The organism is Beggiatoa alba B18LD (assembly GCF_000245015.1).
Lineage (GTDB): Bacteria > Pseudomonadota > Gammaproteobacteria > Beggiatoales > Beggiatoaceae > Beggiatoa > Beggiatoa alba.
Genome location: NZ_JH600070.1, coordinates 735,204 through 759,580 on the forward strand (window position 1 = coordinate 735,204; position 24,377 = coordinate 759,580).

The 24,377-nt window shown below is 39.3% G+C and carries 21 protein-coding genes and 1 pseudogene; 13 read left to right on the forward strand and 9 right to left on the reverse strand.

Annotated features, from left to right (window positions below; genetic code table 11):
• Nucleotides 1-26 precede the first annotated feature (26 nt).
• The 9 genes and pseudogenes from dapD (at nucleotide 27) to BEGALDRAFT_RS19480 (ending at nucleotide 9,653) form a co-directional block, all read left to right on the forward strand.
• A complete protein-coding gene (dapD, locus tag BEGALDRAFT_RS02985) occupies nucleotides 27-851 on the forward strand; it encodes a 2,3,4,5-tetrahydropyridine-2,6-dicarboxylate N-succinyltransferase (RefSeq protein WP_002683516.1) in 825 nt (274 codons plus the stop codon).
• A 108-nt stretch (nucleotides 852-959) separates the two neighbouring features.
• Nucleotides 960-2,141 carry a phosphoglycerate kinase gene (locus BEGALDRAFT_RS02990; RefSeq protein WP_002683517.1) on the forward strand — a complete coding sequence of 394 codons (1,182 nt, stop codon included), beginning with the start codon at nucleotides 960-962 and terminating at the stop codon, nucleotides 2,139-2,141.
• 434 nt (nucleotides 2,142-2,575) lie between these two features.
• Complete coding sequence (ftsW, locus tag BEGALDRAFT_RS02995) at nucleotides 2,576-3,709, forward strand: putative lipid II flippase FtsW (RefSeq protein WP_002683519.1); 1,134 nt, start codon at nucleotides 2,576-2,578, stop codon at nucleotides 3,707-3,709.
• A gap of 18 nt (nucleotides 3,710-3,727) precedes the next feature.
• Complete coding sequence (locus BEGALDRAFT_RS03000; RefSeq protein WP_002683521.1) at nucleotides 3,728-4,687, forward strand: type II secretion system protein N; 960 nt, start codon at nucleotides 3,728-3,730, stop codon at nucleotides 4,685-4,687.
• Nucleotides 4,688-4,714: 27 nt separating this feature from the next.
• Complete coding sequence (locus tag BEGALDRAFT_RS03005) at nucleotides 4,715-5,443, forward strand: sulfite exporter TauE/SafE family protein (RefSeq protein WP_002683523.1); 729 nt, start codon at nucleotides 4,715-4,717, stop codon at nucleotides 5,441-5,443.
• A gap of 11 nt (nucleotides 5,444-5,454) precedes the next feature.
• Nucleotides 5,455-6,216, forward strand: coding sequence for a hypothetical protein (locus tag BEGALDRAFT_RS17780; protein ID WP_002683525.1), 762 nt, complete (start codon nucleotides 5,455-5,457; stop codon nucleotides 6,214-6,216).
• Between the two features lie 51 nt (nucleotides 6,217-6,267).
• Entirely contained in the window at nucleotides 6,268-6,735 is a 468-nt protein-coding gene (locus tag BEGALDRAFT_RS03015; protein ID WP_002683528.1) for a hypothetical protein, read from the forward strand.
• Between the two features lie 363 nt (nucleotides 6,736-7,098).
• Nucleotides 7,099-8,508, forward strand: a complete 1,410-nt coding sequence (gene glnA / locus BEGALDRAFT_RS03020) for a glutamate--ammonia ligase (RefSeq protein ID WP_002683530.1) — start codon at nucleotides 7,099-7,101, stop codon at nucleotides 8,506-8,508.
• A 365-nt stretch (nucleotides 8,509-8,873) separates the two neighbouring features.
• Nucleotides 8,874-9,653 (forward strand): annotated as a pseudogene (locus tag BEGALDRAFT_RS19480) (LlaMI family restriction endonuclease).
• Here BEGALDRAFT_RS19480 and dcm read toward each other — a convergent pair.
• The 5 genes from dcm to BEGALDRAFT_RS03050 form a co-directional block, all read right to left on the reverse strand.
• The gene (gene dcm / locus BEGALDRAFT_RS03030) at nucleotides 9,650-10,951 is read right to left on the reverse strand and encodes a DNA (cytosine-5-)-methyltransferase (RefSeq protein ID WP_002683532.1); all 1,302 of its coding nucleotides are present in this window, start codon (nucleotides 10,949-10,951) and stop codon (nucleotides 9,650-9,652) included. The pseudogene BEGALDRAFT_RS19480 and the gene dcm overlap by 4 nt on opposite strands.
• A 218-nt stretch (nucleotides 10,952-11,169) precedes the next feature.
• Nucleotides 11,170-12,864, reverse strand: a complete 1,695-nt coding sequence (locus BEGALDRAFT_RS19045) for a SpoIIE family protein phosphatase (protein ID WP_002683534.1) — start codon at nucleotides 12,862-12,864, stop codon at nucleotides 11,170-11,172.
• A gap of 24 nt (nucleotides 12,865-12,888) precedes the next feature.
• Nucleotides 12,889-13,857, reverse strand: coding sequence for an ABC transporter substrate-binding protein (locus tag BEGALDRAFT_RS03040; protein ID WP_002683536.1), 969 nt, complete (start codon nucleotides 13,855-13,857; stop codon nucleotides 12,889-12,891).
• Nucleotides 13,858-14,027: 170 nt separating this feature from the next.
• Nucleotides 14,028-15,920 carry an ATP-binding cassette domain-containing protein gene (locus tag BEGALDRAFT_RS03045; RefSeq protein ID WP_002683538.1) on the reverse strand — a complete coding sequence of 631 codons (1,893 nt, stop codon included), beginning with the start codon at nucleotides 15,918-15,920 and terminating at the stop codon, nucleotides 14,028-14,030.
• A 116-nt stretch (nucleotides 15,921-16,036) separates the two neighbouring features.
• The gene (locus BEGALDRAFT_RS03050) at nucleotides 16,037-16,378 is read right to left on the reverse strand and encodes a hypothetical protein (protein WP_002683539.1); all 342 of its coding nucleotides are present in this window, start codon (nucleotides 16,376-16,378) and stop codon (nucleotides 16,037-16,039) included.
• Nucleotides 16,379-16,544: 166 nt separating this feature from the next.
• On the opposite strand from BEGALDRAFT_RS03050, the gene BEGALDRAFT_RS03055 reads away from it, so the two are divergent.
• Nucleotides 16,545-17,663 carry an aminopeptidase gene (locus tag BEGALDRAFT_RS03055; protein WP_002683540.1) on the forward strand — a complete coding sequence of 373 codons (1,119 nt, stop codon included), beginning with the start codon at nucleotides 16,545-16,547 and terminating at the stop codon, nucleotides 17,661-17,663.
• Nucleotides 17,664-18,316: 653 nt separating this feature from the next.
• Here BEGALDRAFT_RS03055 and prfB read toward each other — a convergent pair.
• Nucleotides 18,317-19,412 (reverse strand): peptide chain release factor 2 gene (prfB, locus tag BEGALDRAFT_RS03060; protein WP_002683541.1). Its coding sequence is split into 2 segments (ribosomal slippage): nucleotides 18,317-19,339 and nucleotides 19,341-19,412, totalling 1,095 coding nucleotides; the frame shifts between segments, so codons are not numbered across the junction.
• A gap of 81 nt (nucleotides 19,413-19,493) precedes the next feature.
• Nucleotides 19,494-20,336, reverse strand: coding sequence for a 23S rRNA (adenine(2030)-N(6))-methyltransferase RlmJ (locus tag BEGALDRAFT_RS03065; RefSeq protein ID WP_002683542.1), 843 nt, complete (start codon nucleotides 20,334-20,336; stop codon nucleotides 19,494-19,496).
• 257 nt (nucleotides 20,337-20,593) lie between these two features.
• Between BEGALDRAFT_RS03065 and BEGALDRAFT_RS03070 the strand changes: the two genes are divergently transcribed.
• From BEGALDRAFT_RS03070 to BEGALDRAFT_RS03080, 3 genes are all read left to right on the forward strand, one after another.
• A complete protein-coding gene (locus BEGALDRAFT_RS03070) occupies nucleotides 20,594-20,872 on the forward strand; it encodes a hypothetical protein (RefSeq protein ID WP_002683544.1) in 279 nt (92 codons plus the stop codon).
• Nucleotides 20,873-20,967: 95 nt separating this feature from the next.
• Nucleotides 20,968-21,825, forward strand: a complete 858-nt coding sequence (gene lgt, locus BEGALDRAFT_RS03075; protein ID WP_002683546.1) for a prolipoprotein diacylglyceryl transferase — start codon at nucleotides 20,968-20,970, stop codon at nucleotides 21,823-21,825.
• Entirely contained in the window at nucleotides 21,815-22,396 is a 582-nt protein-coding gene (locus BEGALDRAFT_RS03080) for a YqhA family protein (RefSeq protein ID WP_002683549.1), read from the forward strand. Before lgt ends, BEGALDRAFT_RS03080 begins: the two co-directional genes overlap by 11 nt.
• 425 nt (nucleotides 22,397-22,821) lie before the next feature.
• Here BEGALDRAFT_RS03080 and BEGALDRAFT_RS03085 read toward each other — a convergent pair whose 3' ends face one another.
• Nucleotides 22,822-23,796, reverse strand: a complete 975-nt coding sequence (locus tag BEGALDRAFT_RS03085; protein ID WP_002683550.1) for a DNA-methyltransferase — start codon at nucleotides 23,794-23,796, stop codon at nucleotides 22,822-22,824.
• Nucleotides 23,756-24,373 carry a hypothetical protein gene (locus BEGALDRAFT_RS03090; protein WP_002683552.1) on the reverse strand — a complete coding sequence of 206 codons (618 nt, stop codon included), beginning with the start codon at nucleotides 24,371-24,373 and terminating at the stop codon, nucleotides 23,756-23,758. Before BEGALDRAFT_RS03090 ends, BEGALDRAFT_RS03085 begins: the two co-directional genes overlap by 41 nt.
• Between the last annotated feature and the right edge of the window lie 4 nt (nucleotides 24,374-24,377).

The window sequence follows — 24,377 nt, forward strand, 5'->3', positions numbered from 1 at the left end:
AAAGACCATTAAGGAGTAAACAGTGCATGAATGATTTACAAAAAGTGATTGAAGAAGCCTTTGAAAATCGTGCCGAATTAAGCCCCCGCCATGTTAGCCCCGCGATTGAGGAAGCCATTCAAGAAAGTATCGACCTGTTAGACCGTGGCGTTTTACGAGTTGCAGAAAAAAAACAAGGAAAATGGGTCGTTAATGAATGGTTAAAAAAAGCCGTTCTGCTTTCGTTCCGCATTTCTGATAACGACTTTATTAAAGGCGGTTTCACTAACTATTACGATAAAGTTCGCTCTAAATATGCTGATTGCAATACCAAAGAATTCCGTGAGCAAGGCGTGCGCATTGTTCCCCCAGCCACCGCACGGCGTGGGGCTTATATCGCGCCTAATGTCGTCTTAATGCCTTCCTACGTCAATATCGGTGCTTATGTGGACAGTGGCACAATGGTTGATACATGGGCAACCGTCGGTTCTTGCGCCCAAATCGGCAAAAATGTGCATTTATCAGGCGGTGTCGGCATTGGTGGCGTATTAGAACCGTTGCAAGCCTCACCGACCATTATCGAAGATAACTGCTTTATTGGTGCACGCTCCGAAGTTGTCGAGGGTGTGGTGATTGGTGAAGGCTCAGTTATTTCTATGGGCGTGTTCATTGGTCAAAGTACTAAGATTTACCACCGCGTAACGGGCGAAATTACCTACGGCTATGTGCCCCCCTATTCCGTCGTAGTTTCTGGCAATTTACCCTCTGCTGATGGCAAATACAGCTTATATTGCGCGGTGATTGTGAAACAAGTGGACGAAAAAACGCGCGGAAAAGTCGGCTTAAACGAATTATTACGCGATATTGAGTAGTGAATCAGCCTGTTTTAGGACTGGCAGTCCTTTAAAGATTACCAGTTCTCAGCGTGAGTGAGACCTATAAAAAAGTGACGTTAAGTAACAACCTTTGAGGAGTTTGGTATGTCCATTTTAAAAATGACCGAGTTAAATTTAACAGGGAAACGGGTGTTAATTCGGGAAGATTTCAACGTACCTGTTAAAAATGGCAAAGTCAGCAGTGATGCGCGTATTCAAGCAGCATTACCCAATATTAAACACGCGCTCCAAGCAGGCGCGAAAGTCATGTTAATGTCGCATTTGGGTCGTCCTGAAGAAGGCATTTATAACGAAGAATTTTCTATGCAACCTGTTGCCGACCATTTAGGCACTTTGCTGGGTCAACCTGTGCGCTTAATTAAGGATTGGTTAGACGGACAATTTAGTGTTGCAGAAGGTGAAGCCGTTTTATTCGAAAATGTGCGCTTTAACAAAGGCGAGAAGAAAAATAATGACGAGTTATCGAAAAAAATGGCGGCATTATGTGATATTTACGTGATGGATGCCTTTGGAACTGCTCACCGTGCCGAAGCCTCTACGCATGGCGTAGCGAAATATGCACCCGTTGCTTGTGCAGGCATTTTGCTGGCGGATGAATTAGAAGCCTTGGGCAAAGCCTTAAAAAATCCTGCTCGCCCTTTAATTGCCATCGTTGGCGGTTCTAAAGTTTCTACCAAACTCACGGTTTTAGATTCTTTATCAGGCATTGTTGACCAATTGATTGTTGGCGGTGGCATTGCGAATACTTTCATTGCGGCACAAGGCAATATTATTGGCAAATCTTTATTTGAAGCCGATTTAGTTGATGAAGCTAAACGTTTAACCGCCGCAGCTAAAGCCAAAGGTGGCGATATTCCTTGCCCTGTCGATGTTGTTGTTGGCAAAGAATTCAGTGAAAGTGCGACCGCAATGTTAAAGAAAGTTGGTGAAATCGCTGACGACGATATGATTTTCGATATTGGCCCTGAGACTTCCGCCCAATTTGCCGAATTATTGAAAAAAGCGGGGACGATTGTGTGGAATGGCCCTGTTGGGGTGTTTGAATTCGACCAATTTGGTGCAGGCACAAAAGCCTTAGCGCAAGCAATTGCCGATAGTCCTGCGTTTTCTCTTGCGGGTGGTGGCGATACGTTAGCCGCGATTGATAAATATGGCATTGCGGATAAAATTTCTTATATTTCCACAGGGGGCGGGGCTTTTCTGGAATTCTTAGAAGGGAAAAAACTGCCCGCCGTGGAAATTTTAGAACAACGGGCGGGCGCATAAGGTAACGCTCAATACAGGACGGGCAGTCCTCGCTTGATTTTGATGTGTATTGAAATAGACCTACTAGGTTTTGAAAACCTTGTAGGTCTTTTTTTGTCTGAATCAGAATTCACAGAATTTTCAGAATTAGCAGGATTAAAAAGCATGATTCACATTAATTTTTTGGTTTAAGGGTTTAAATTCTGTTAATTCTGAAAATTCTGTGAATTCTGATTCAGACAATGTTTTTAATCTTGTCTAGTCAGAACTTTTCGCCTGTTCCAACAGACCTACTAGGTTTTGAAAACCTAGTAGGTCTTTTAGTCTCTGAATCAAGATTATTTGGGATATCGCTTTTAAAATATTTAAAATCAACAACTATTATAAATACTTGCGTATTATACAGTAACTTATTAGTATGGGTTGTTTTTAGACATGATTAAACCCTCCTGATTATGGCACGGCTTCAACCTCCTTCTTTAACGATTTACGATAATCCCCTGATTTTAAGCAGTCTTGCGTTATTACTTTTTGGTTTGTTAATGGTTGCTTCAACTTCGGTAACGATTGCAACCACGCAATTTAATGACCCTTTATATTATTTTTGGCGACAAGTGGCGTATATCATTGTTGCGTTGGTCTTTACAGTGTTAGCCATGCAGATTCCTTTGCGTTGGTGGCAAACTGTTAGCGTACCGTTTTTGTTTATCGGTATGTTTATGTTGTTATTAGTGGTTATTCCTGGTATAGGGCATGAAGTCAATGGCAGTATGCGTTGGTTTAATTTAGGGTTTATAAGTGTTCAACCCTCTGAGCCGATGAAGTTATTTATGATTTTATTTGTCTCAGGCTATTTGATTCGGCGCAGTCATGAGGTGCAAGAGTCTTTAAGCGGATTTATGAAGCCGATGGCAATTGTCAGTGTTATTACTGGCTTGCTATTGCTTGAGCCTGATTATGGGGCAACAGTGGTATTATTTGGAACAGTTTTAGGAATGCTATTTTTAGCGGGCGTACCTTTACGTCAATTTGTTTCATGGATAGTGATTGTTTCATTTGCGTTAATTTTATTAATGATTATTGCACCATATCGGATTCAGCGTTTAACCAGCTTTATGAACCCTTGGGCTGACCCGTTCGATAAAGGTTTCCAATTAGTACAAGCATTAATTGCAATTGGTCGGGGGGAGTTTTTTGGCGTTGGTTTAGGTTTAAGCGTGCAGAAATTAACGTATTTACCTGAAGCACATACCGACTTTTTATTTGCAATTTTGGCGGAAGAATTTGGCTTGTTTGGGGTATTACTCGTTATTGGTTTATTTATTTTTCTGGTTTATCGAGCTTTTACAATTGCCTTGAATGCAGAAAGACATGGAATGCATTACGCGGCTTATATTGCTTATGGAATTGGGCTTTGTTTTGGAATACAGACTAGTATTAGCATGGGTGTTAATCTGGGTTTATTACCCACAAAAGGGCTGACTTTGCCGTTAATGAGTTATGGCGGGTCGAGTATGATTGTGAATTGTGTGATGTTAGGCTTTTTGTTGCGAATCGATTATGAAGCAAAACGGCTTAAATTTTCTTAGTAGGTTAAGGTTGTTTGTATGACAAAAACGGCTTTGTCTGGGGTAACACGGGTATTTTCCCCACAGTTGGCGATTGTGGTTAATATTCTTTTATCGGCAGTTATTGGCTATTTAGTGGTTAAATTAGCCTTATCTTGGTTGGATGAGCCAACAACTATGATTCCTAAAGGCTTACCGAAAAGTTCAGCGCAATCACCCGTAGCGACGAAACCAACTGAGTTAACAGCAGAAGCCATTACGGGTTTATTTGGACTTTCCGCCACAACGGTAGCCCCCACAATGACGGGTACACCGCCTGATACTCCTTTAAATTTAAAATTGTATGGTGTTTATTTTAATAGTGAAAACCCTGATTTATCCTATGCGATGATAGCAACACCTGATAAAGGGGGGAAAACCTTGCATTATAAGGTAGGTCAGACCTTGCCAGCGGGTGTTACATTGCATCAAGTCCATGCGAAATATGTTATTTTAATGCGTAATGGACGTTATGAAACCTTGCGTTTAATCAATAGCACTGCTGATAATAAGTTACTCGCGCCTGTCAATCAGACCAATAATTTATCTAATTCCATTTCCCCGCCACCGCTACCTATATCGGTTGATAGCAATTCAACAGGCGTAACAGCTGATAATAACAGCACAAATACATTAACGCCTGAAAAATTATTAGGTAATTATCAACAGCAATTAAAAACCAATCCTGCCGCATTGATGCGTTTAGCAAAAGCTATCCCTGCTTATGATAATGGGCAATTTATCGGCGTGCGTTTAAAGCCAAGTAGCGATGCCAGCGTGTTTGAAAAATTTGGGTTACAAACAGATGATATTTTGACCGAAATAAATGGCACGGTTTTAGATTCCCCCCTAACAGGGTTAAGCCTGATGCAACAATTAGCCTCAGCCAACCAAATTGCGGTGAAAGTTTTACGTAATGGTCAACCTGTTTCCCTTTCTTTTAATGTTGACCCGCAATAAATGGGTTAAACATTTGATGACTTTATAATGATGATGTTAGAACTTTACAGCCTTTCTGCTTTTTTAACGGGATTATTAGGCTCTATTCACTGTGTTGGTATGTGTGGGGGTATTGTGGGTGCGTTGACGATGGGGTTGCCTGCAACTACGCATCAATCTCCTATGCGTTTAATGCCTTACTTGCTCACTTATAATTTAGGACGTTTAGGCAGTTATGCCTTTGCGGGAGGGATTGCTGGTTTTTTAGGCGGGCAATTTACTGAACAATTACCCCAACCCCATTTAGTTGGCATGGTTATATCAGGTATTTTTATGATATTACTGGGGTTATACTTGGGCGGTTGGTGGCAAGTTTTAACGAAATTTGAAAAGTTAGGTGCGACATTATGGCGAAAAATTCAACCCATTAGCCGCTACTTTTTACCTGTTAAAAATCCCGTGCAAGCCTTAGGATTGGGCATTATTTGGGGTTGGTTACCTTGCGGATTAGTTTACACTGCATTGATGTTAGCCCTCGCCACAGGCAATGCGATAGATGGTAGTTTATTAATGCTATTCTTTGGCTTAGGCACATTACCCATGCTCTTAACGATGGGAGCGACGGCTGTGTGGCTCAATCGCATCACAAAACACATTGCAATACGGCGTGGGGTGGGCGTACTCATTATCTTATTTGGCGTTTATACCCTTTCAGGCTTTGCTCATCCACCACACCATCAATTGCAAGGTGCGGAGATGTGTTACTACAACGAATAGAGGAAAATTTCATGTTTTGGCGTGTTTTCTTAGAGTTCGTTTTATTTTTCAGTGCAATCAGTTTAATGATTTTCTTTGCATTGGGATTTTTTCGCCATCTATTTAGCCAAGCAGGGACAGGTAAACCTTCACCCTTAGCACTTTCCGCACCGCTAGAAGTACAAACTCTTTACTTAGATAACGAGACCCTACAGACTTTAACAGGCATCCAATATTTACACTTTCTAAGAAAAAACTTAGAGTTAAACATATTTATGTTAGGCTCAACAATTGCTTTAATTTTGGCAGTTATCAGCCTCTTCACTGTAACGGAACAACAGACAGGATTATGGGCGTTTGCGCTGGTTTTACTGGTCTTGCTTGGGACGGGCGTATTAATGTTTTACCGCCAACAACATCGGAAAAAGCATTATAAACATCTATTTGCGTTATTACAGGAAGTTGATAATTTTAATAAAACCCTGCATAACATCCTCGTTTTAGATAAACTTCAATCTGTCGGCAATCCTGTTGACTTGAATGATCGAGAACAAATTTTAGCGGCTTTAAAAATTATTCATACCGAACTCATTCGGGCATTGAACACAGAAAAAATCCTCCGCGAAAATCCAACTTTTAATCCTGAAGAATTTCATTGTGATTTGACCACATTACATGCGCTACAAGTGAATAAAGACACCAGTGAATACGGAAAATTATTAGACATTGCTTTACAAGTGGGCTTGAGTATTCATGATAAAATGCGCGACTTTATTCAAGAGAGACAAGCGTAAAAACGTTATACTTTTAAATTTTTACAAGTGTTGCTGGTTAGGAGTCCGCACATGCCTTATCCCCTCGTTGTGATGTTATTGCTCATCCCTATTTCTTTTTTAACCACTTGCGCTCCGCCCAGTGGTGATAAACAAAATGCGGACATACCTGTAACGACTAAATCCATTGCTCAAGCAACAACCCCCAACTTAAGCCAACGGGTACAGCAGAATATTCAGATTCAAAAAGTAGATATTTCTATTTTAGAAACCTATCCATTACAAATTAATGTGGTCGCACAAGTAACTGTTCCTAATAGCTGTTTAACCGTTGGTGATATTTCTGAAGACCGACAAAACAGCACGTTTAATTTAACCCTGCTGTCTGCACCACAAACAAATTCACACTGTGTAGAACAACCACAAACCATTGAGCAAATTATTCCATTGAATTTACAAGGTCTTAATGCAGGGGTTTATACGGTCAATATTAATGAGGCTTCCACCGAGTTTGAATTAATGATGGACATGGTTTTATAGCAGTAACCGTTAACCGTTTTCGTTAAAATCTATAGTTTTTGTTTATTAGCTAGTTAAGACTTATTACGTATCAAGCGTTAAAAGAATAAGCCTTTTCTAGCCGTCATTCCTCCTCTTCCTTGTGACTGCATAAAATTGCAGAGCCTTTCTTAACCCTACTTTTTTTAAGTTCTTTTTTATGAGACTTAGGTTTTTATCTTTTTGTGCTTCAATCATTAGTGTAAAATTTTGAGCGAAAGAGTACACTTAGACTTTCTATAAAATCGTGCAGTCTTAAACGCGATTAATAATTGCTTAATTTCTGCAATCAATACGTTATAAAAACGTAAGACTTATTTAATACCTTATTGTCAGGAGTCCACTATGGCAGGTGAAAAAACCTTAAGTTTAATTAAGGAACATAATGTTAAGTTTGTAGACTTTCGTTTTACAGATACCAAAGGTAAGGAACAACACGTTTCTGTTCCCTATCACGCCATTAAAGAAGATGTCTTCGTTGACGGTAAAATGTTCGACGGCTCTTCTATTTCTGGCTGGAAAGGCATCAACGAGTCTGACATGATTCTCATGCCTGATGACTCAACAGCAGTTATTGATCCGTTTTCTGAAGAAGTCATGCTGAATTTACGTTGCGACATCGTTGAACCTGCAACCATGCAAGGTTATGAGCGCGATCCTCGTTCTTTAGGCAAACGTGCTGAAGCCTACTTAAAATCCACTGGTATTGCTGACACTGCTTTATTTGGTCCTGAAAATGAATTCTTCATTTTCGACGACATTCGTTGGAAAGCTGATATTAGCGGTTGTTCTTATCAAATCGACTCCCAAGAAGCTGGCTGGAACTCTGAAAAAGCTTACAGCGATGGTAACTTTGGTCACCGTCCTACTGTTAAAGGGGGTTATTTCCCCGTTCCTCCCGTTGACTCTTTCAACGACATCCGTGCAACCATGTGTTTAGCCTTAGAAGAAATGGGCTTAAACGTAGAAGTTCATCACCACGAAGTCGCAACGGCTGGTCAATGTGAAATCGGTGTGGGTGCTAACACCCTCGTGAAAAAAGCCGACGAAGTGCAAATTCTGAAATATGTTATTCTGAATGTTGCCCATAATTACGGCAAAACCGCGACTTTCATGCCTAAACCTTTAGTTGGTGACAATGGTAGCGGGATGCACGTTCACCAATCTTTAAGCAAAGATGGCGTGAACTTATTCGCAGGCGATAAATACGCAGGTTTATCTGACACCGCTTTATATTACATCGGTGGCATCATCAAACACGCGAAAGCCTTAAATGCGTTCACCAACGCCAGCACCAACAGCTATAAACGCTTAGTACCTGGTTTTGAAGCCCCTGTGATGTTGGCATACTCTGCCCGCAACCGTTCTGCTTCTATCCGTATTCCTTTCGTATTCAGCCCGAAAGCTCGCCGTATCGAAGTTCGTTTCCCTGATTCTACTGCTAACCCTTATTTAGCATTTGCTGCCATGTTAATGGCGGGTCTCGACGGGATTCAAAACAAGATTCATCCTGGTGATGCTATGGATAAAGATTTGTATGACTTACCCCCAGAAGAGGAAAAAACCATTCCTAAGGTTTGTCATGCATTAGATATGGCATTAGAAAACTTAGATGCAGACCGCAACTTCTTATTAGCGGGTGGTGTGTTCACAAATGATGTGATCGATGCTTACATCGCGCTGAAGATGCAAGAAGTCACCCGTTTACGGATGACCACTCACCCTGTCGAATTTGATATGTACTACAGCTTATAATCGCTGAGAGTTTTTATCAGTTGAGATAGAAAACGCGCTGGGTTTTACTCAGCGCGTTTTTTTATGTCATCGTATCAGATAATCGGAGAGTTTAAGTATAGTAAACGTATCATAAAGTGGTTTAAATTTAAGAAAACCTAGCAGGTCTTTTTTTGTCTGAATCAGAATTCACAGAATTTTCAGAATTAGCAGAATTAAAAAGCGCGATTCACATTAATTTCTTGGTTTAAAGGTTTTAAATCTTGTTAATTCTGATTCAGACAAATGCTTGTCTTTTTAAAAAATATCGCCGAACTCAGGTTAAATTTAGGACTGGCAGTCCTCCACATCGCTTTATAGTGCGTTTACTATAGAGGTAAAACAAAATGTGTCAACATCCTAATTTTCCAGTAACTGCGGAAGAATTACAAATTGTTGCGTTATTTCGAGAAAATGTTAAAGGTAAGAAACCTAACATATCCCAAGCAAACAGTCATCATGATGGACGTGAGGGGCATTGGTTAGAACAACAAATGGGAGTCCCTGCTAATCGTAAGACCGAGCCTGATTTATTGGGCTTTGAAATGAAAAATGCGACCACAAGCAAAACCACTTTTGGGGATTGGTCTGCCAACTACTACATTTTTAAAGATCCAAATTATCATTTTTCACGTAGCGACTTTATCAAAACGTTTGGTAAACCCAATGAAGCAAAAGGAGGTCGTTGTTAATGGTCAGGCGAACCTATTCCGAAAATTAATCAAACTAATCGTTTTGGCGTAACACTATCAATTGACGAACAACAAAATATAGTGATTATTTACGACTTTGAAAAAGATCAACGTGAGAATAAAACAGCATTTATTCCCTCTGCAATGCAAGTGAACCATTTGATTTTAGCGCGTTGGGAGCGCGAATCACTGCGTAAAAAAGTAGAAGATAAATTTAAGCAAAAGGGTTGGTTTAAATGTGAGCGCGACGAAACTGGCGTTTATTATCAAATCGCTTTCGGCGCGCCTTTAAGTTTTGAAAACTGGTTGCAATTGGTACAAGCAGGTACAGTTTTTTTTGACAGTGGAATGTATGAAGGTAATTCACGCAATTATTCACAATGGCGCGCAACGAATTCTTTTTGGGAAAGTTTAATTGTCCGCCGTTATAATTAAGCAGCTAAACCTGCTTTTTGTTGTTCAGCTTGTTGCATCGCATTGATGAGGGCTTGAGCAACCGCACGAATCACTACAACGCAAACAGAATTGCCGATTTGTTGATAAATTTGTCGTCGTGACACAGCATCGACGACAAATTCTTCAGGAAATCCTTGTAAACGCGCACATTCTCGTGGCGTTAAAAGCCTTGGATTACGTCCTAATTTGCTTTGATTAATCAAAATTTCCGAACCATCTTTGTAGTAGCGTGCACTGATAGTATTTGTATAAGGACTATTTTCATCAAACAAGGTATAACCAAACCCATTACCTTTGTTTGCATGTTGCACTCTACGCCGTTGATGCCCTTGCCAAATTTTATCAGAAATTGTGAAATAGTCTTCACTAGCAGGTAATTGGCTCAAATCCTCTAAAATATCGCCTAAGCGGGTAGGTGTTTTGCTGGGCGTGGGCCATTTTAATAATTTTGAAAAATTAACTTGTTGTCCAAAATAATCTCGATCAAAACCGATAATAAAAATACGTTCTCGATTTTGCGGAACTCCAAAATCAGCGGCACGCAACACTTGAAAATCAACCCAATAATTAAGCGGTTGTCCCAATGCATCACGTGCTTCTTCACTCATTGGCACGTCATCAGGAATTAAACCTTGATGCTCACCGCGTAAAATTGCCAAAATAGTCGCAAGGGTTCGCCCTTTATCATGACCGCGTAACTGTTTTACATTTTCTAATAAAAATGCTTTAGGACGTTTTTCCGCTAAAATCCGTTGAATTTCAAAAAACATTGTGCCACGGGTATCATAAAAACCTTGTCTCAGACCCGCTTGAGAAAAAGCTTGGCACGGAAAACCTGCTAATAAGACATCATGGTCAGCAATATTCTTGGCTGGAATTTGAGTGATGTCGCCAGCGGGAACTTCACCATAATTCGCGGCATAGGTGACTTGCGCAAATTTGTCCCACTCAGAACTAAAAACGCATTTACCGCCTAACTCTTGAAACGGTAAGCGAATGCCACCGATTCCCGCAAATAAATCAATAAAGCGAAAATTGGTAGGGCTGTTTTGCGAATGTCGAAAAGGAGCGTGTTCAGGTAATGCCAAGATTTTATTAAATTTAGCAGGGGTTGGTACATGTTCCCCATTTTCCCAACCGCGTACTGTGCGCTCCCCGTTTTCTTTCATGTCTAATAAAGTGGCAAATGCTTGTTGACTCAAGCCCATGCGTTGACGTTTTGCGCGAATATAGGCGGCTTTATCTAATTGTTCGATAAGTTGTGCTGAAGGAGACATAATTAATTACTCTATATTTATCCTGTTTTAATCCCGGTTAATTATAGGGTTGATGAGTTTTTTCAGCAACATTAAACAACATCGAGTCTATAAGATATAGTAACCGTACCATAAAGTAATTTAAATTTAGGACTGGCAGTCCTTCGTACCGTTTTATAGTGCGTTTACTATAACAGGCAAAAAGCCATCGTTTTTTGGTAGATTTTCGCAGCCGTTAGCTATACTTGAAGATTTTGTAAACTAATCGGTACTGATGATTTAGCGTTAGGACACACTTTTTGTTTAATCACCAGTAATGTGACATCATCCAAGACTTTCGCGTTGCCAATGTGTTCCCGAACATCTGTAATTACGGCATCTTTCACCGCTTCTGCACTGCCTTGCCAATGAGTTTTAATAATTTGGCATAAACGTTCGATACTGTACAGTTTACCTGTAGCATTACGGGCTTCTGTAATACCATCTGTATATAAGACAATGCCTTCACCTGTTTGTAGCTCTACTTCCATATTGTCCACAAAGTTACTGATGTCTTCCGTTAAACCAACTAGAAACCCTAAATTAAAGGTGTCAATTCGTTGAATCGTGCCGTTACGTTGTACGTGTAACACTTCTTCATGTTGCCCTGAGAGGGAAAATTTTCCTTGAGAGTAATCAAGAATGGATAAAGTTAAATTTTTATCCGATTTCATGCGTTGAATATTTTCGTATAACGCACGATTTAGTAAATTCATGAAAACTTTAGGGTCTGTGACATTATTTAGGAGTAAGGTACGAACTGCTGTTTGTACCATTAGCATTAATACGCCACTTTCTAAGCCGTGCCCTGTGACATCACCAATACCGATTTTAACGTGCCCGTTATACTGCAAGACATCGTAATAGTCACCGCCGACTTCGTTAGCAGGTTCCATAAAACAGGCAATATCTAAGTCATCAATTTTCTCTAATTCTTGCGGATGAGGTAAAACCATCTGTTGTAATTTACGGGTTACTTCCAACTCAGCCCCCATACGCATATTTTCTGCTTGCAACTTTTTGTTTAATTTAGTTATTTCTTGATTTGCCGCTTCTAATTGAGCTGTTCGCTCTGAGACTTTGGCTTCTAATTGGTTAAATAGTTGTTTGAGCTGGGTACTCATGCGTGCAAAGGCTTGAGCAAGATGACCTATTTCATCTGTCCGTTGTAATGGTAGTTGATGGCTATATTCCCAGTTGCGCGTACTTAAGTGTTGTGCTGCCATATTCATCTGGTTAATAGGGCGGATAACCCAGATTGTTAACATGATAAGAATAATACTTGCACTCAGTAAGATGGCAATCACAGCACTATAGGTTTGTTCGAATAATTCATTTCGCATGTCTGTTTTAGGCATTGTGAGGTCTTGCCATAAGACAAGTAAGCCAATGCGGTCTGGACGAATGCTGTCAACGTGTCGCCCTAAAGCAATAGGGTAAATGCCATAAACGCCATTATTATCTTCACTAAAACCGATAATAGTGCGTTGGGTTTCTGTACGGACAAGTTTCATATCTTGTTCAAGTTGTTTAGATTGCCAAATGTCCTCCGTATATTGTTTTAAGGCAGTGTATAACTCGTTATCTAAATCCCCACGACGTAAAGAGGCTAAAATAATATCATTTTCATCCAATAACATAGCAACTTTTACGGTTGGGTCTGACCCCATGCCAACGACTTCTTCTTGCATACGTAAGAAGTCATTTTTTTGAATTAAATAGGAAAGGCTTTCGTTTAAATGTTCTAAACGAAAACGCAAATTATCTGCAATGGCTTGTTCAATGCGTATATCGGCTTGATGTAGGCTTTGATAGAAAAGATAGGCATTTTGCCCACAAACTAAGGCAAGGATAAGAAAGATAATTTTAAAATTAAGTGAATGTAAGAATTGCATTATAACCCCCGACAGTTAGCTTATTTATAATGCGTGGTTATAAATGCAGATTTGGTCAACATCTACGGATTTTTTAATGAGTTTTTGCGCCAACATGATGGTATTAAGTTGGCGTAAAGTTTGGCGTAATGGCTCGGGGTTATTCGCGGTTTTGCTGAGTAATTGGCGATTTTTTTGGCGGTCAGGCAGAGTAAGTCCTTTGTACATAGGCATGACATCCGCAACGGGTAATTTCATACGGGGTGCCATGTGAGTAATAGCATCTTCATTATGTTGTTTAAAGTAATCTAATGCATTAAACCAATTATCAACGACATATTTAATTTGTTGTGGATACTTATCTAAGTAGCTTTTTTGCATAATAAGAACATCTACAATTTCTCCTGAAATCTGACTACTATCAAATAGTTGAATCGCATGTGCGGCAAGTAAATGGCTACGTATCGGTTCAAAAGTCACAACCGCATCTACTTGATTAGATAAATAGCTAAATTCGTGTTTATCTGCTTCTAGTGAAACAATAGTGACATCGGTGACATTGAGCTTGGCGAATTCTAACGCACGGGCAAGGGTATAAGCGCCAACGGCTGTATTTTCTACCCCAATACGTGCCCCTTTTAAACCTTGTAAATTCTGTAAACTGGGTTTACCTAATATTGCATCAGCACCCTCTGAAATATCCATTACAAGGACAATACAAGCATCAGTATTTGTTTGTTGGAGTGCTAACACTTCGTCTAAGGTTAATGCAGCTCCTTCTATATGTTTATCTAAAAAATTACGGAGACTTTGCGAAGTTGATGAGTTTTCGACCAAACGAACCTTATTATCATCTAAATAGTTTAAACTGCGTGCTAAATAAAGGGGTTCATAACCCGCCCAGAAATTTGTCCCAATTCGCAATGGGGTCGGTGTGTTATCTTCACTACAGGCAACCAGTAAACCACTTAAAATAATGCCTGTTGTCCACCGAATTATTTTTTTAATCATCATGTTCTTATATTCTCTTTATACATGGGTTCGATAAAAATTTTGAATCAATGAGCTTATGAATGTTTTAATAAAAAATTAATTTCTATCATAAACTTACTTATTTTTCACGAAAAAAGAAAAATACATTGTCATGTGAATAAATAGCATTGATTAAAATCTTATATTTATTCTCAACTTTCTAAATTGTCCAACATCTCCGTTAATGTAAGCCATTCCTCCTCAACTTGCTGTAATTGTGTTGTCAACATTGCTTGTTGACGGATATAAGTTTGTACTTTCTGCTTGTCGTCATAAATTGCAGGATCGGCTAGCAACGTTTCAACCGTGGTTTTCTCCACCGTTAATTTATCTAATTGTTTCTCGATTTGCTTCAATTTATTTTGTAAAGGACGACGCTGTTCCCGTTGTTGCGCTTCTAAACGTTTCTTCTCTGCCCGTTGTTGCGCGTTATCACTGGGCGTTTTAACCTCACGCTGTTGACTGCGTTCATTGGCACGGTGTTCTAACAGCCATTGACGATAATCGTCTAAATCGCCCTCAAAAGGTTTAACACACCCTTGGGCGACCAGCACTAAATCGTCCGTTGTGCTACGGATTAAGTGTCTGTCATGGGAAACAATCACCAATGCGCCTGTATATTCTTGTAATGCCATACTTAACGCATCACGCATATCTAAATCTAAATGGTTTGTTGGTTCGTCTAATAACAACAGGTTAGGTTTTTGCCAGACTAAAACGGCTAAAGCTAAACGGGCTTTTTCCCCCCCTGAAAACGGGGCAATCGGCGCGACTGCCATATCGCCAATGAAATTAAATCCGCCCAGAAAGTTACGAATGACCTGTTCAGAGACGAAAGGGTCTAATTGCTGAATATGTTGCAAAGGAGAAGCATGGGGCTGTAATTGCTCTAATTGATGCTGTGCAAAATAGCCAATGCGTAGCCCTTCTCCTTGGCTCATTTGTCCTGTCAGTGGTGATAATTCACCCGCAAGTAATTTAATAAACGTCGATTTCCCCGCCCCATTTGGGCCCAGTAAACCGATACGCGAACCTGGGGCGATGCGTAAAATCACTTGCGTGAGAATGGTTTGCTCACCATAACCTATATTAATTTTATCTAAATTAACCAAGGTATGTGGCATTTGCGGGGGCGGTAAAAACTCAAAATTAAACGGGGAATCGATATGGGCAGCACTAATCACTTCCATCCGCTCTAATGCCTTGAGACGGCTTTGTGCTTGTTTGGCTTTACTGGCTTTATAGCGAAAACGCGCGACAAAAGATTGAATATGCGAAATTTCTCGTTGTTGCTTCTGATAAGCCGCTTGTTGTAATGCTAATTTTTCGGCTCGTTGACGCTCGAAAGATTCATAATTCCCCGTATAAAGGGTTATTTGTTGTTGATAGAAATGCGCAATAGTATCAATAACATTATCCAAAAAATCACGGTCATGTGAAATTAATAATAAAGTGCCTTCATAGCGTTTTAACCATTGTTCAAACCAAAATACTGCATCTAAATCTAAATGGTTTGTCGGTTCGTCTAATAACAGCAAATCGGAACGACACATTAACGCCCTTGCTAAATTCAAGCGCATTCGCCAACCGCCTGAAAAATCTTTAACTGCTTTTTCCTCATCATTAGGTGCGAATCCTAAACCGCTTAATAATTGTCCTGCTCGAGAACGGGCGGTATAACCGCCGATTGCATCAAAGCGGGCATGTAATTCAGCTTCATGCATTCCGTCGTGATTTTGTTGTGCAATCACTAAAGCCTGCTCGATACTTTTTAATTCGGCATCGCCTGCTAACACATATTCAATCGCAGAAACTGTAAGGGCGGGTGTTTCTTGGGCAACATGCGCAATGCTTAGGACGGGGGGTAAATCAATATCGCCTTGGTCAGCGTGTAACTCTCCCAGTAATAAACTAAATAAACTGGATTTTCCACAACCATTTGACCCTACAATGCCAACTTTTTGCCCACGAAACAGCGTTAAATCAACATTATTGAGTAAAAGCTTGGTCCCACGTTGTAGGGATAAATTGCGTAAGGTAATCATGAGATAACATCAATAAATCAGTTATAAAAACAGTATAAGAAAGAAAAGGGCAACAAGATTTGTTGCCCACAATGAGAAAGCGTGCAAAACCGCTCTAAACGGTTGTATAAATACGCTTAAGAGTTGCCTTTTAACTCTTTTGAATACGAGGCTAAATACTTTTGGGTTAACGCGCCATAACGAGGCGTTAATCCCACATCTTCATAAATCGGGTCGCCACATTCATCCTCACCAATAACTTTAGTGCCTTGAATATACGGCATTGCCTCGCCTAACTCATCTAATGCGACCGTTAATAACTCAGTGATAATCTGCTGTTCTGTTCTACCGGGAAACATTTCTACTAATGCAGAGACTCGCGCCGCATCATATAACGGTAAACGCAACAGATATTCCTTCAGCGTGACGGCATCTGATGCTTGTGCTTCCCATTCTGCTAAAAGTTGCGTAATTCTCATGAAATGCTCCTTTTTACTAAAAAAATAAATAATATGAATGCCGATTATTTTGGCTTATTGTAAGCGAAATAGTCAAAAACAAAGTTGATGGGTATTTTTCTTGAAAATATCTTAAAGCGTTATCTATATTTTCTTAAAAAATAAATAGTTTATTGAGCATAGAGCAATGACGCACAAGAAACAGATTATTATTATACTGATATTACTCTCATTATCTTACTTAACCGCTTGTAGTAGCCTGCATTATTACGGGCAAGCGGTACAAGGGCAGCTTGATATTTGGCAACGGATGCAACCCATTGATGAATTAATTGTTCAAACAGATACACCCCCGCGCTTAAAACAGCAATTGGCAGATGTTTTACAAATTCGTACTTATGCCAGTCATCGCTTACAGTTACCCGATAATTTGAGTTATACCTTTTATGCCGATTTACAACGCCCTTATGTGGTTTGGAATGTGTTTGCTGCGCCAGATTTTTCTCTTAAACCAAAAGAATGGTGTTTTTTAATTGTTGGTTGTGTGAGTTATCGCGGTTACTTCGCAGAAGCAGACGCAAAACAAGTGGCTCAAGCTTTACAAACAGCAGGTTATGATGTTTATGTTGCGGGTATTCCTGCCTATTCTACCTTAGGCTGGTTTACAGACCCTTTATTAAACACGATGTTATCGTGGTCAAGAACCCGTTTAGCCGCCATGATTTTTCATGAGTTATCCCATCAACTGCTTTATATTCCTAACGACACCGCGTTTAACGAAAGTTTTGCCATGACGGTTGAAGCGATTGGCGTAGAACGTTGGTTAGCAGAACATGGCACAGCGACTGAATGGGCAGAATATCAACGTTATCGGCAACAACGTGATGATTTTATGCAATTGATTCAAAAAACTAGAAACGCTTTAAATCATGTTTATCAACTGCCACTTTCTCCGATTGATAAAGCACAACAAAAAGCTGCTGTTTTTAAAAAAATGCTTTTAGACTATCAACAGCTTAAACAAGGTCAATGGAATGGTTATAAGGGGTATGATTTTTGGTTTAGCGAACCCATGAATAATGCAAAAATTGCATCTATCCTTACTTATCAAGATTATATCCCTGCTTTCAATGCCTTGCTGGCAGAAAAACAAGGCGATTTAGCCGCTTTTTATCAAGCCGTTCAAACTTTAGCGACACTTTCTAAAGAAGACCGTCAACAGGCTTTAAATGCATTAATTGCGGTGCAATATGCAAATTGCGATTTAAAGACAATCGCTTGTTTGAATCAGGATTTTCAAAATTAATCCAAATAGCATCAAGACCTGCTAACCTGAGTTCGGCGAGTTTCTTTTAAAAAGACAACAGCTTGTCTGAATCAGAATTCACAGAATTTTCAGAATTAGCAGAATTAAAAAGCGTTATTCACCTTAAATTTTTGGCTTTAGGGTTTTAAATTCTGTTAATTCTGTTAATTCTGAAAATCCTGATTCAGACAATCTTTTAATCTTCTCTGGTGAATTCTTTTCGCACGTTCCGACAGACCTACTAGGTTTTGAAAACCTAGTAACCTGAGTTCGGCGAGTTTCTGTTAAAGAAACAACAGCTTGTCTGAATCAGAATTCACAAAATTTTCAGAATTAGCAGAATTAAAAAGCATGATTCATCTTACTTTTTGGTTTAAGGGTTTTAAATTCCGCTAATTCTGTTAATTCTGAAAATCCTGATTCAGACAATGTTGTAATCTTGTCTGGTTAATCTTGATGAAAAACAAGAGAATAATCTCTGCCAGTCCGTCAAACCTTTTCGCGTGTTCCAATAGACCTGCTAGGTTTTCAAAACCTAGCAGGTCTCTGTTTTATTTTATAAAACTCGCCGAACTCAGGTTAGTAGGTCTTTTTTTGTCTGAATCAGCATGTTCAGGATAAACAGAATTCACAGGATTAAACCACTGTTACGCTTATAATCCGCTTTTTAAACTGGCTTCGATAAATTTATCTAAGTCGCCATCTAAAACGGCTTGTGTGTTCGCCATTTCTACATTAGTCCGTAAATCTTTAATCCGTGATTGGTCTAAGACATAAGAACGAATTTGACTACCCCAGCCAATATCCGCTTTGCTGTCTTCTAAGGCTTGCTGAGTTGACCGCTTTTTTTGCATCTCTAATTCGTACAATTTCGCTTTTAACTGCTTCATTGCCGTATCTTTATTCTGATGCTGTGAACGGTTATTTTGACACTGTACAACAGTATTCGTGGGTAAATGGGTAATACGCACGGCGGATTCCGTGCGGTTTACGTGTTGTCCACCTGCACCACTCGCCCGATAAACATCGATACGTAAATCGGCGGGATTAATATCGATGTCGATGTCGTCATCAATTTCAGGGGAAACAAAAACCGCCGCAAAAGAGGTATGGCGACGATTGCCTGAATCAAATGGCGATTTTCTCACCAAACGATGCACCCCTGTTTCTGTACGTAGCCAGCCATAGGCATATTCGCCAATAATTTCAATCGTCGCGCTTTTAATTCCAGCAACTTCGCCCGCAGAACATTCCATTAATTCGGCTTTAAAACCGCGTTTTTCTGCCCAACGTAAATACATGCGCAACAGCATTTCCGCCCAGTCTTGCGCCTCTGTACCACCAGAGCCTGATTGAATATCTAAAAAGGCGTTATGGGCATCCATTTCGCCTGAAAACATGCGATTAAATTCTAATTTGGCAAGTTGGCTTTCAATCGAGCCAATATCATTTTGTACCGCTGTAACGGTTTGTATATCTTCTTCCGCTTCGGCAAGTTCTAACAGCTCTTTATTATCGGTTATCGATTCAGTGAGTTGGTCTATCGTGTGTACAACATTTTCTAGTGCGACACGCTCACGCCCTAACGCCTGAGATTTTTCAGGGTCGTTCCAAATTTCGGGCTGTTCTAATTCACGACAAACTTCGATTAAACGCTCGTGTTTAATCTCGTAGTCAAAGATACCCCCGTAATGCGTCTAAACGTGCTTGCATATCCGCGAGTTGTGTATAAGTTGCATTTAATTCCATGCCGTCTTTTACCTTTTGGTCAAACTTTAAAAAAACCGCGATTTTACTGAAAAACGTGTTTGCTTAATAGTCTTAGGCTATTTATTCATGGCTTAACCATTCCACTTTATAACGACGATGTTTATCTTGCGACAAACTGTCACAGAGGATAGGCAGTATCGTTTTTAATTTTTCGTCTAATTGCCACGGTGGATTGATAATGATTAAGCCACAACCATTTAAGCGTAAGTCGTTATCATCTGGGTAAATACAAAACTCTGTCGCCAAAATTTTAGGAATGTTTAACGCTTGTAATTGGCGATAGAACGGTAACGTGTCGGTGTAACGTTTAATCGGATACCAAATTGCATAAATTCCAGTTGCCCAACGTTTGTGAGCAACCTTTAATTGTTTTATCAGTTGTTCAAATTCATCAGGCGATTCAAACGGCGGGTCGATAAGGACTAAACCACGTTTTTCTTTTGGTGGCAAAAAGGCTTTTAGCACTTGATAGCCATCCATGTGATGAACAGCAACCCGCTTGTCATGTCTAAATAATTGTTTTAAGGCAGTCGCTGAGTCTTCCTGTAATTCGGCTAAAACCGCTTTATCCTGCTCACGTAAAAAATGGTAAGCAATCAAAGGCGAGCCGAGATAGTAGCGAATATCAGGCGTTTCTTCGTTATAGCTTTTAATCAGTTGCTGATATGTTTGTAAAAGGGGTTGTGTAAAAGTCAGCGAAGATAAGCGCGTAATCCCATTATGATGTTCTAAGGTTTTTTGGGCTTCTATCGAATTTAAATCATAGCCGCCGATGCCTGCATGGGTTTCTAAGTAACAAAATGGCGTTGTTTTTTGTTGTAAATGTTGCAATAAGGCGATTAATGTAATGTGTTTAAACACATCTGCAAAATTGCCTGCATGGTAGCTATGGTGATAATTCATTAATAATAAATCCCTTATTAACCTGAAAAAATTAGTGGTTTAAATGTTCATTGGATAAGTATGAATGAACATATTAACAAGTACCATTCGTTATGTGAAAAACTAAAAAATTTATATTTAAAATAAACATAATTAACAGACTATTAGTTACTTTCAATAATGCATTTTATCTAACTACTAAGGTATTTACTGGATTGTCTCTTTTTTCACAATTTGTCACGATACGATTTGTGAGTCATGATAAAAGGTAATGTGCGATGAAACTCAGTATTTCTTCAATTTTTTTTATACATACGCTCTTACTATTATGTAGTTATGCTTATGAACTTGCTGATAATAAGTATCTTACCCGTTTGTCACTAGAAGAATTATTAGAAGTGCAAATTGTGCATATAACGGGTAAATACGAGACTGTTTTATCAAAAGAGATGTTAGGAAATATTTTTGCTTCACCGATTGAGAATATTCAACCACTTTCTACACAAAACTTATTTCCCCCTAAACAATACAATTTACAAGGGGGGGTTTGTCGTTAACAATTTTTAAAGCTAGGTTAGTGTAAGTAGAGTAACGAACTTAAACAGAGATAAGCTAAAATGCACATTTTCTATCACCACTGTTAAGGCTCGTTATGCTGACTTATCCCACAATAGACCCTGTACTTGTTCAAATTGGGCCATTCCCAATCCATTGGTACGGTTTAATGTACCTGATTGGATTGCTTATCGCTTGGTGGCTTGGACTCGGACGCGCTAAACGTCCTGATTCACCTGTAACGCCTGAACAATTGAGTGATTTAGTCTTTTATGCTGCTTTAGGGGTTGTCGTTGGGGGACGTTTAGGCTACATCCTCTTTTACGGTTTTCCCAGCTATCTACAAAACCCACTAAGCATCTTAGAAGTTTGGCGTGGTGGGATGTCTTTTCATGGCGGGCTAATTGGCGTTTTGATTGCGATGGCAATCTTCGCACGAAAGCATAACCGTACCTTTTTCCAAATGACCGATTTTATCGCGCCCCTTGTTCCACCGGGATTAGCGGCAGGTCGTTTAGGCAATTTTATCAACGGCGAACTGTGGGGACATCCCACCCAATCTATGTGGGGGATGCAAATCACGCAAGAAAATGTCATTGCACGATTACCGCAAAACTTACAAGAGGCGGTCTTAAATGGCATGGGTTTGTATCCTTCCCAACTCTATCAGGCTGCGTTAGAAGGTGTAACCCTGTTTATTATTCTGTGGTTATACTCACGAAAACCCCGCCCGACAATGGCTGTTTCTGGTTTATTTCTCATCGGTTATGGCGTATTTCGCTTTCTTGTCGAATTTGTACGGATGCCTGATGCACATCTGGGTTATCTGGCTTTTGGTTGGTTGACAATGGGACAACTGTTGACGATTCCTATGATATTACTCGGTATTCTTTTTATGTACTGGGCATATCATAAACACAAGCTCACACAAGGAAGCACAGCTGATGGCAACTGATGATTTTAACGATGAGATTGAAACCTCTCCCGCACCACGCCCACCCCGTCGACGGGGGATTCTCGAAAAAGTGTTTGAAGCTTTTTTATGGCAAACACGCTTATTAGTATTATTTGCGGTTATAGCCAGCCTATTTGCATCATTTACTTTATTTATTGTCGGTAGTATCGATACTTATAACGTGATTGCGGGCGTATGGAGTTACTATATTGGTAATGACCATAGCAAGGACATTCATATCATTGCTGTGACGCAAATCATTGGTGCATTAGATTTATTCTTAATTGCCGTGGTATTAATGCTGTTTAGTTTTGGGCTATATGAATTATTTATTTCGCGCATAGAGCCTGCGGAAAACAGTGAAGTTTCAGGGATTTTACAAATCTATTCACTGGATGGATTAAAAGATAAAGTAGCGCAAGTCATTATCATGGCGTTAATTGTTAAATATTTTCAAATGGTTTTTGGAATGCAATTTAGTACAGCCCTTGAAATGACTTATATCGCTTTATCGATTCTCGCGCTTGCATTAGCTTTGTTTTTCTTACATAAAACGAAGAAAAAAGAGTAGTGTAACCTGAGTTCGGCGAGTTTCTTTTAAAAAGACAACAGTTTGTCTGAATCAGGATTTTCAGGATTAAAAGATTGTCTGAATCAGAATTTTCAGAATTAAAAAGACAAGAAAATTAAAAGAATAAAAAATTATGTTTTTAATTCTGCTAATTCTGTGAATTCTGATTCAGACAAAAAAAGACCAGCTAGGTTTTCAAAACCTAGCTGGTCTGTAGGAACACGCGAAAAGGGTTGACTAGACAAGATTAAAACATTGTCTGAATCAGGACTTTCAGAATTAACAGAATTAACAGAATTAACAGAATTTAAAACCCTTAAACCAAAAAGTCAGGTGAATCACGCTTTTTAATTCTGCTAATTCTGAAAATTCTGTGAATTCTGATTCAGACAAACTGTTGTCTTTTTAAAAGAAACTTGCCGAACTCAGGTTAGTAAATCCAATCGTTTTTGGCAAATCGCAAAATAATCCGCTTCTAATTCAAATCCCACAAATTGCCGTTTTAACTGAATACTTGCAATGCCTGTGCTACCACTTCCCATAAAAGGGTCTAAAATCTGTTGTTTTTCAAAGCTCACTAATTTAACAAGGTGATGCATCAGTTCAACAGGTTTTAAGGTAGGATGATGGTTAAACTTTTCTGCCGATTGTCTAACTTTTGGAATAACAAAAAATTTATCATACCCATCTTCTAATTCATCAACTCGCAAAATATTAGCACTCACTCGTCCGTTAGGATGTGGATTATGTCCTACCTTACTTTCTCCCTTTGCGTAAGGGATGCGGGTTTGTTCTAAATTCAACGCCCCTGTACCGTATTTAATCACGTTTTGCGCAACGGTTAAGCCTTTTTCTAACGGTTTTTGAATTAATATAACAGGTTCATAAGCAGGCTTAATGCCTAGTCCAGCCCCTTTATATTTAATACCTAGTTCTGAACATGGCTCATATTTTAATTTTTTAGTCTCCGTATAATAATTATCTGCCCCGCCTTTTTTATAGCCTTGTACATAATCGTATTGACCAACAACCGCACTTTCTACTGCTAACGCCTTATCAATTTCCAGCCCAATATCACGGCTTTTAGGCATACCATTGAGATAAACCCAAAATAAAACGTCTTTAATCAAAAAACCGCTGTCCTCTAAATCTACCATTAAACGGTGCATTAAACGGACTGAAGAAAAAACTAATCCAAAAGCCCCATGTTTTAAGACCCTGAGGGAATCTGCCCAAATTTGTTTATCAGGCAAGGCTTTATCCCATGCATGATTTTGGTAAGAAATGCCATAAGGCGGGTCTGTAATTAAAGCGTCAATACTATTGTCAGATAAAGGGGTTAAACCATAGCAAGATTGGTTAAATATCTCGTAGGGTTTTGATTCGTTCAGGTTGAACATGATTTAATAAACTTCTTTTGTAATTAACTAAAATTTTACAAGTATCTGCAGGTGTTTTATCAGGTGGGCAAACAACTTTAAATCCAAAATCAATTATTAGCTTTTGTATTGTAATGGATTGTGTTGAGCGACTACCTTCTGGACGATTAACAACTAGTTGGTGTAAATGTTCGCCTAGTCCGTTATGTTGTCCATATATTATAAATTGTAAATCACTTGCTCCTTTCCAAACAGCAACTGCAGTAAATAATCGTAAATCGCTAAATATACGCGCTTTTTCCTCTGTTGTATCGTTCCATGTTCCCCCCCAACTACCACTAGAAACAGAGCATTGTTTTATTTCTAAATACTGTTCTTCTGTACTTTTCTTTGCATCAAACCCATGTTTGCTAAAGTTTAATAAGTCAAAACCTAAATAGTTAGCAACAATAGCGTTTCTAATATTGTTAATAGTAGTGTCTGTATCATAAATACCAAAATGCTCTTGAAATTTAGATAATTCATCTAGCGCAGCAATACCTAATATTCTAAATTCACTTGGTACAGTACGATAATCACCTTTATCAAATAGACTCATATTT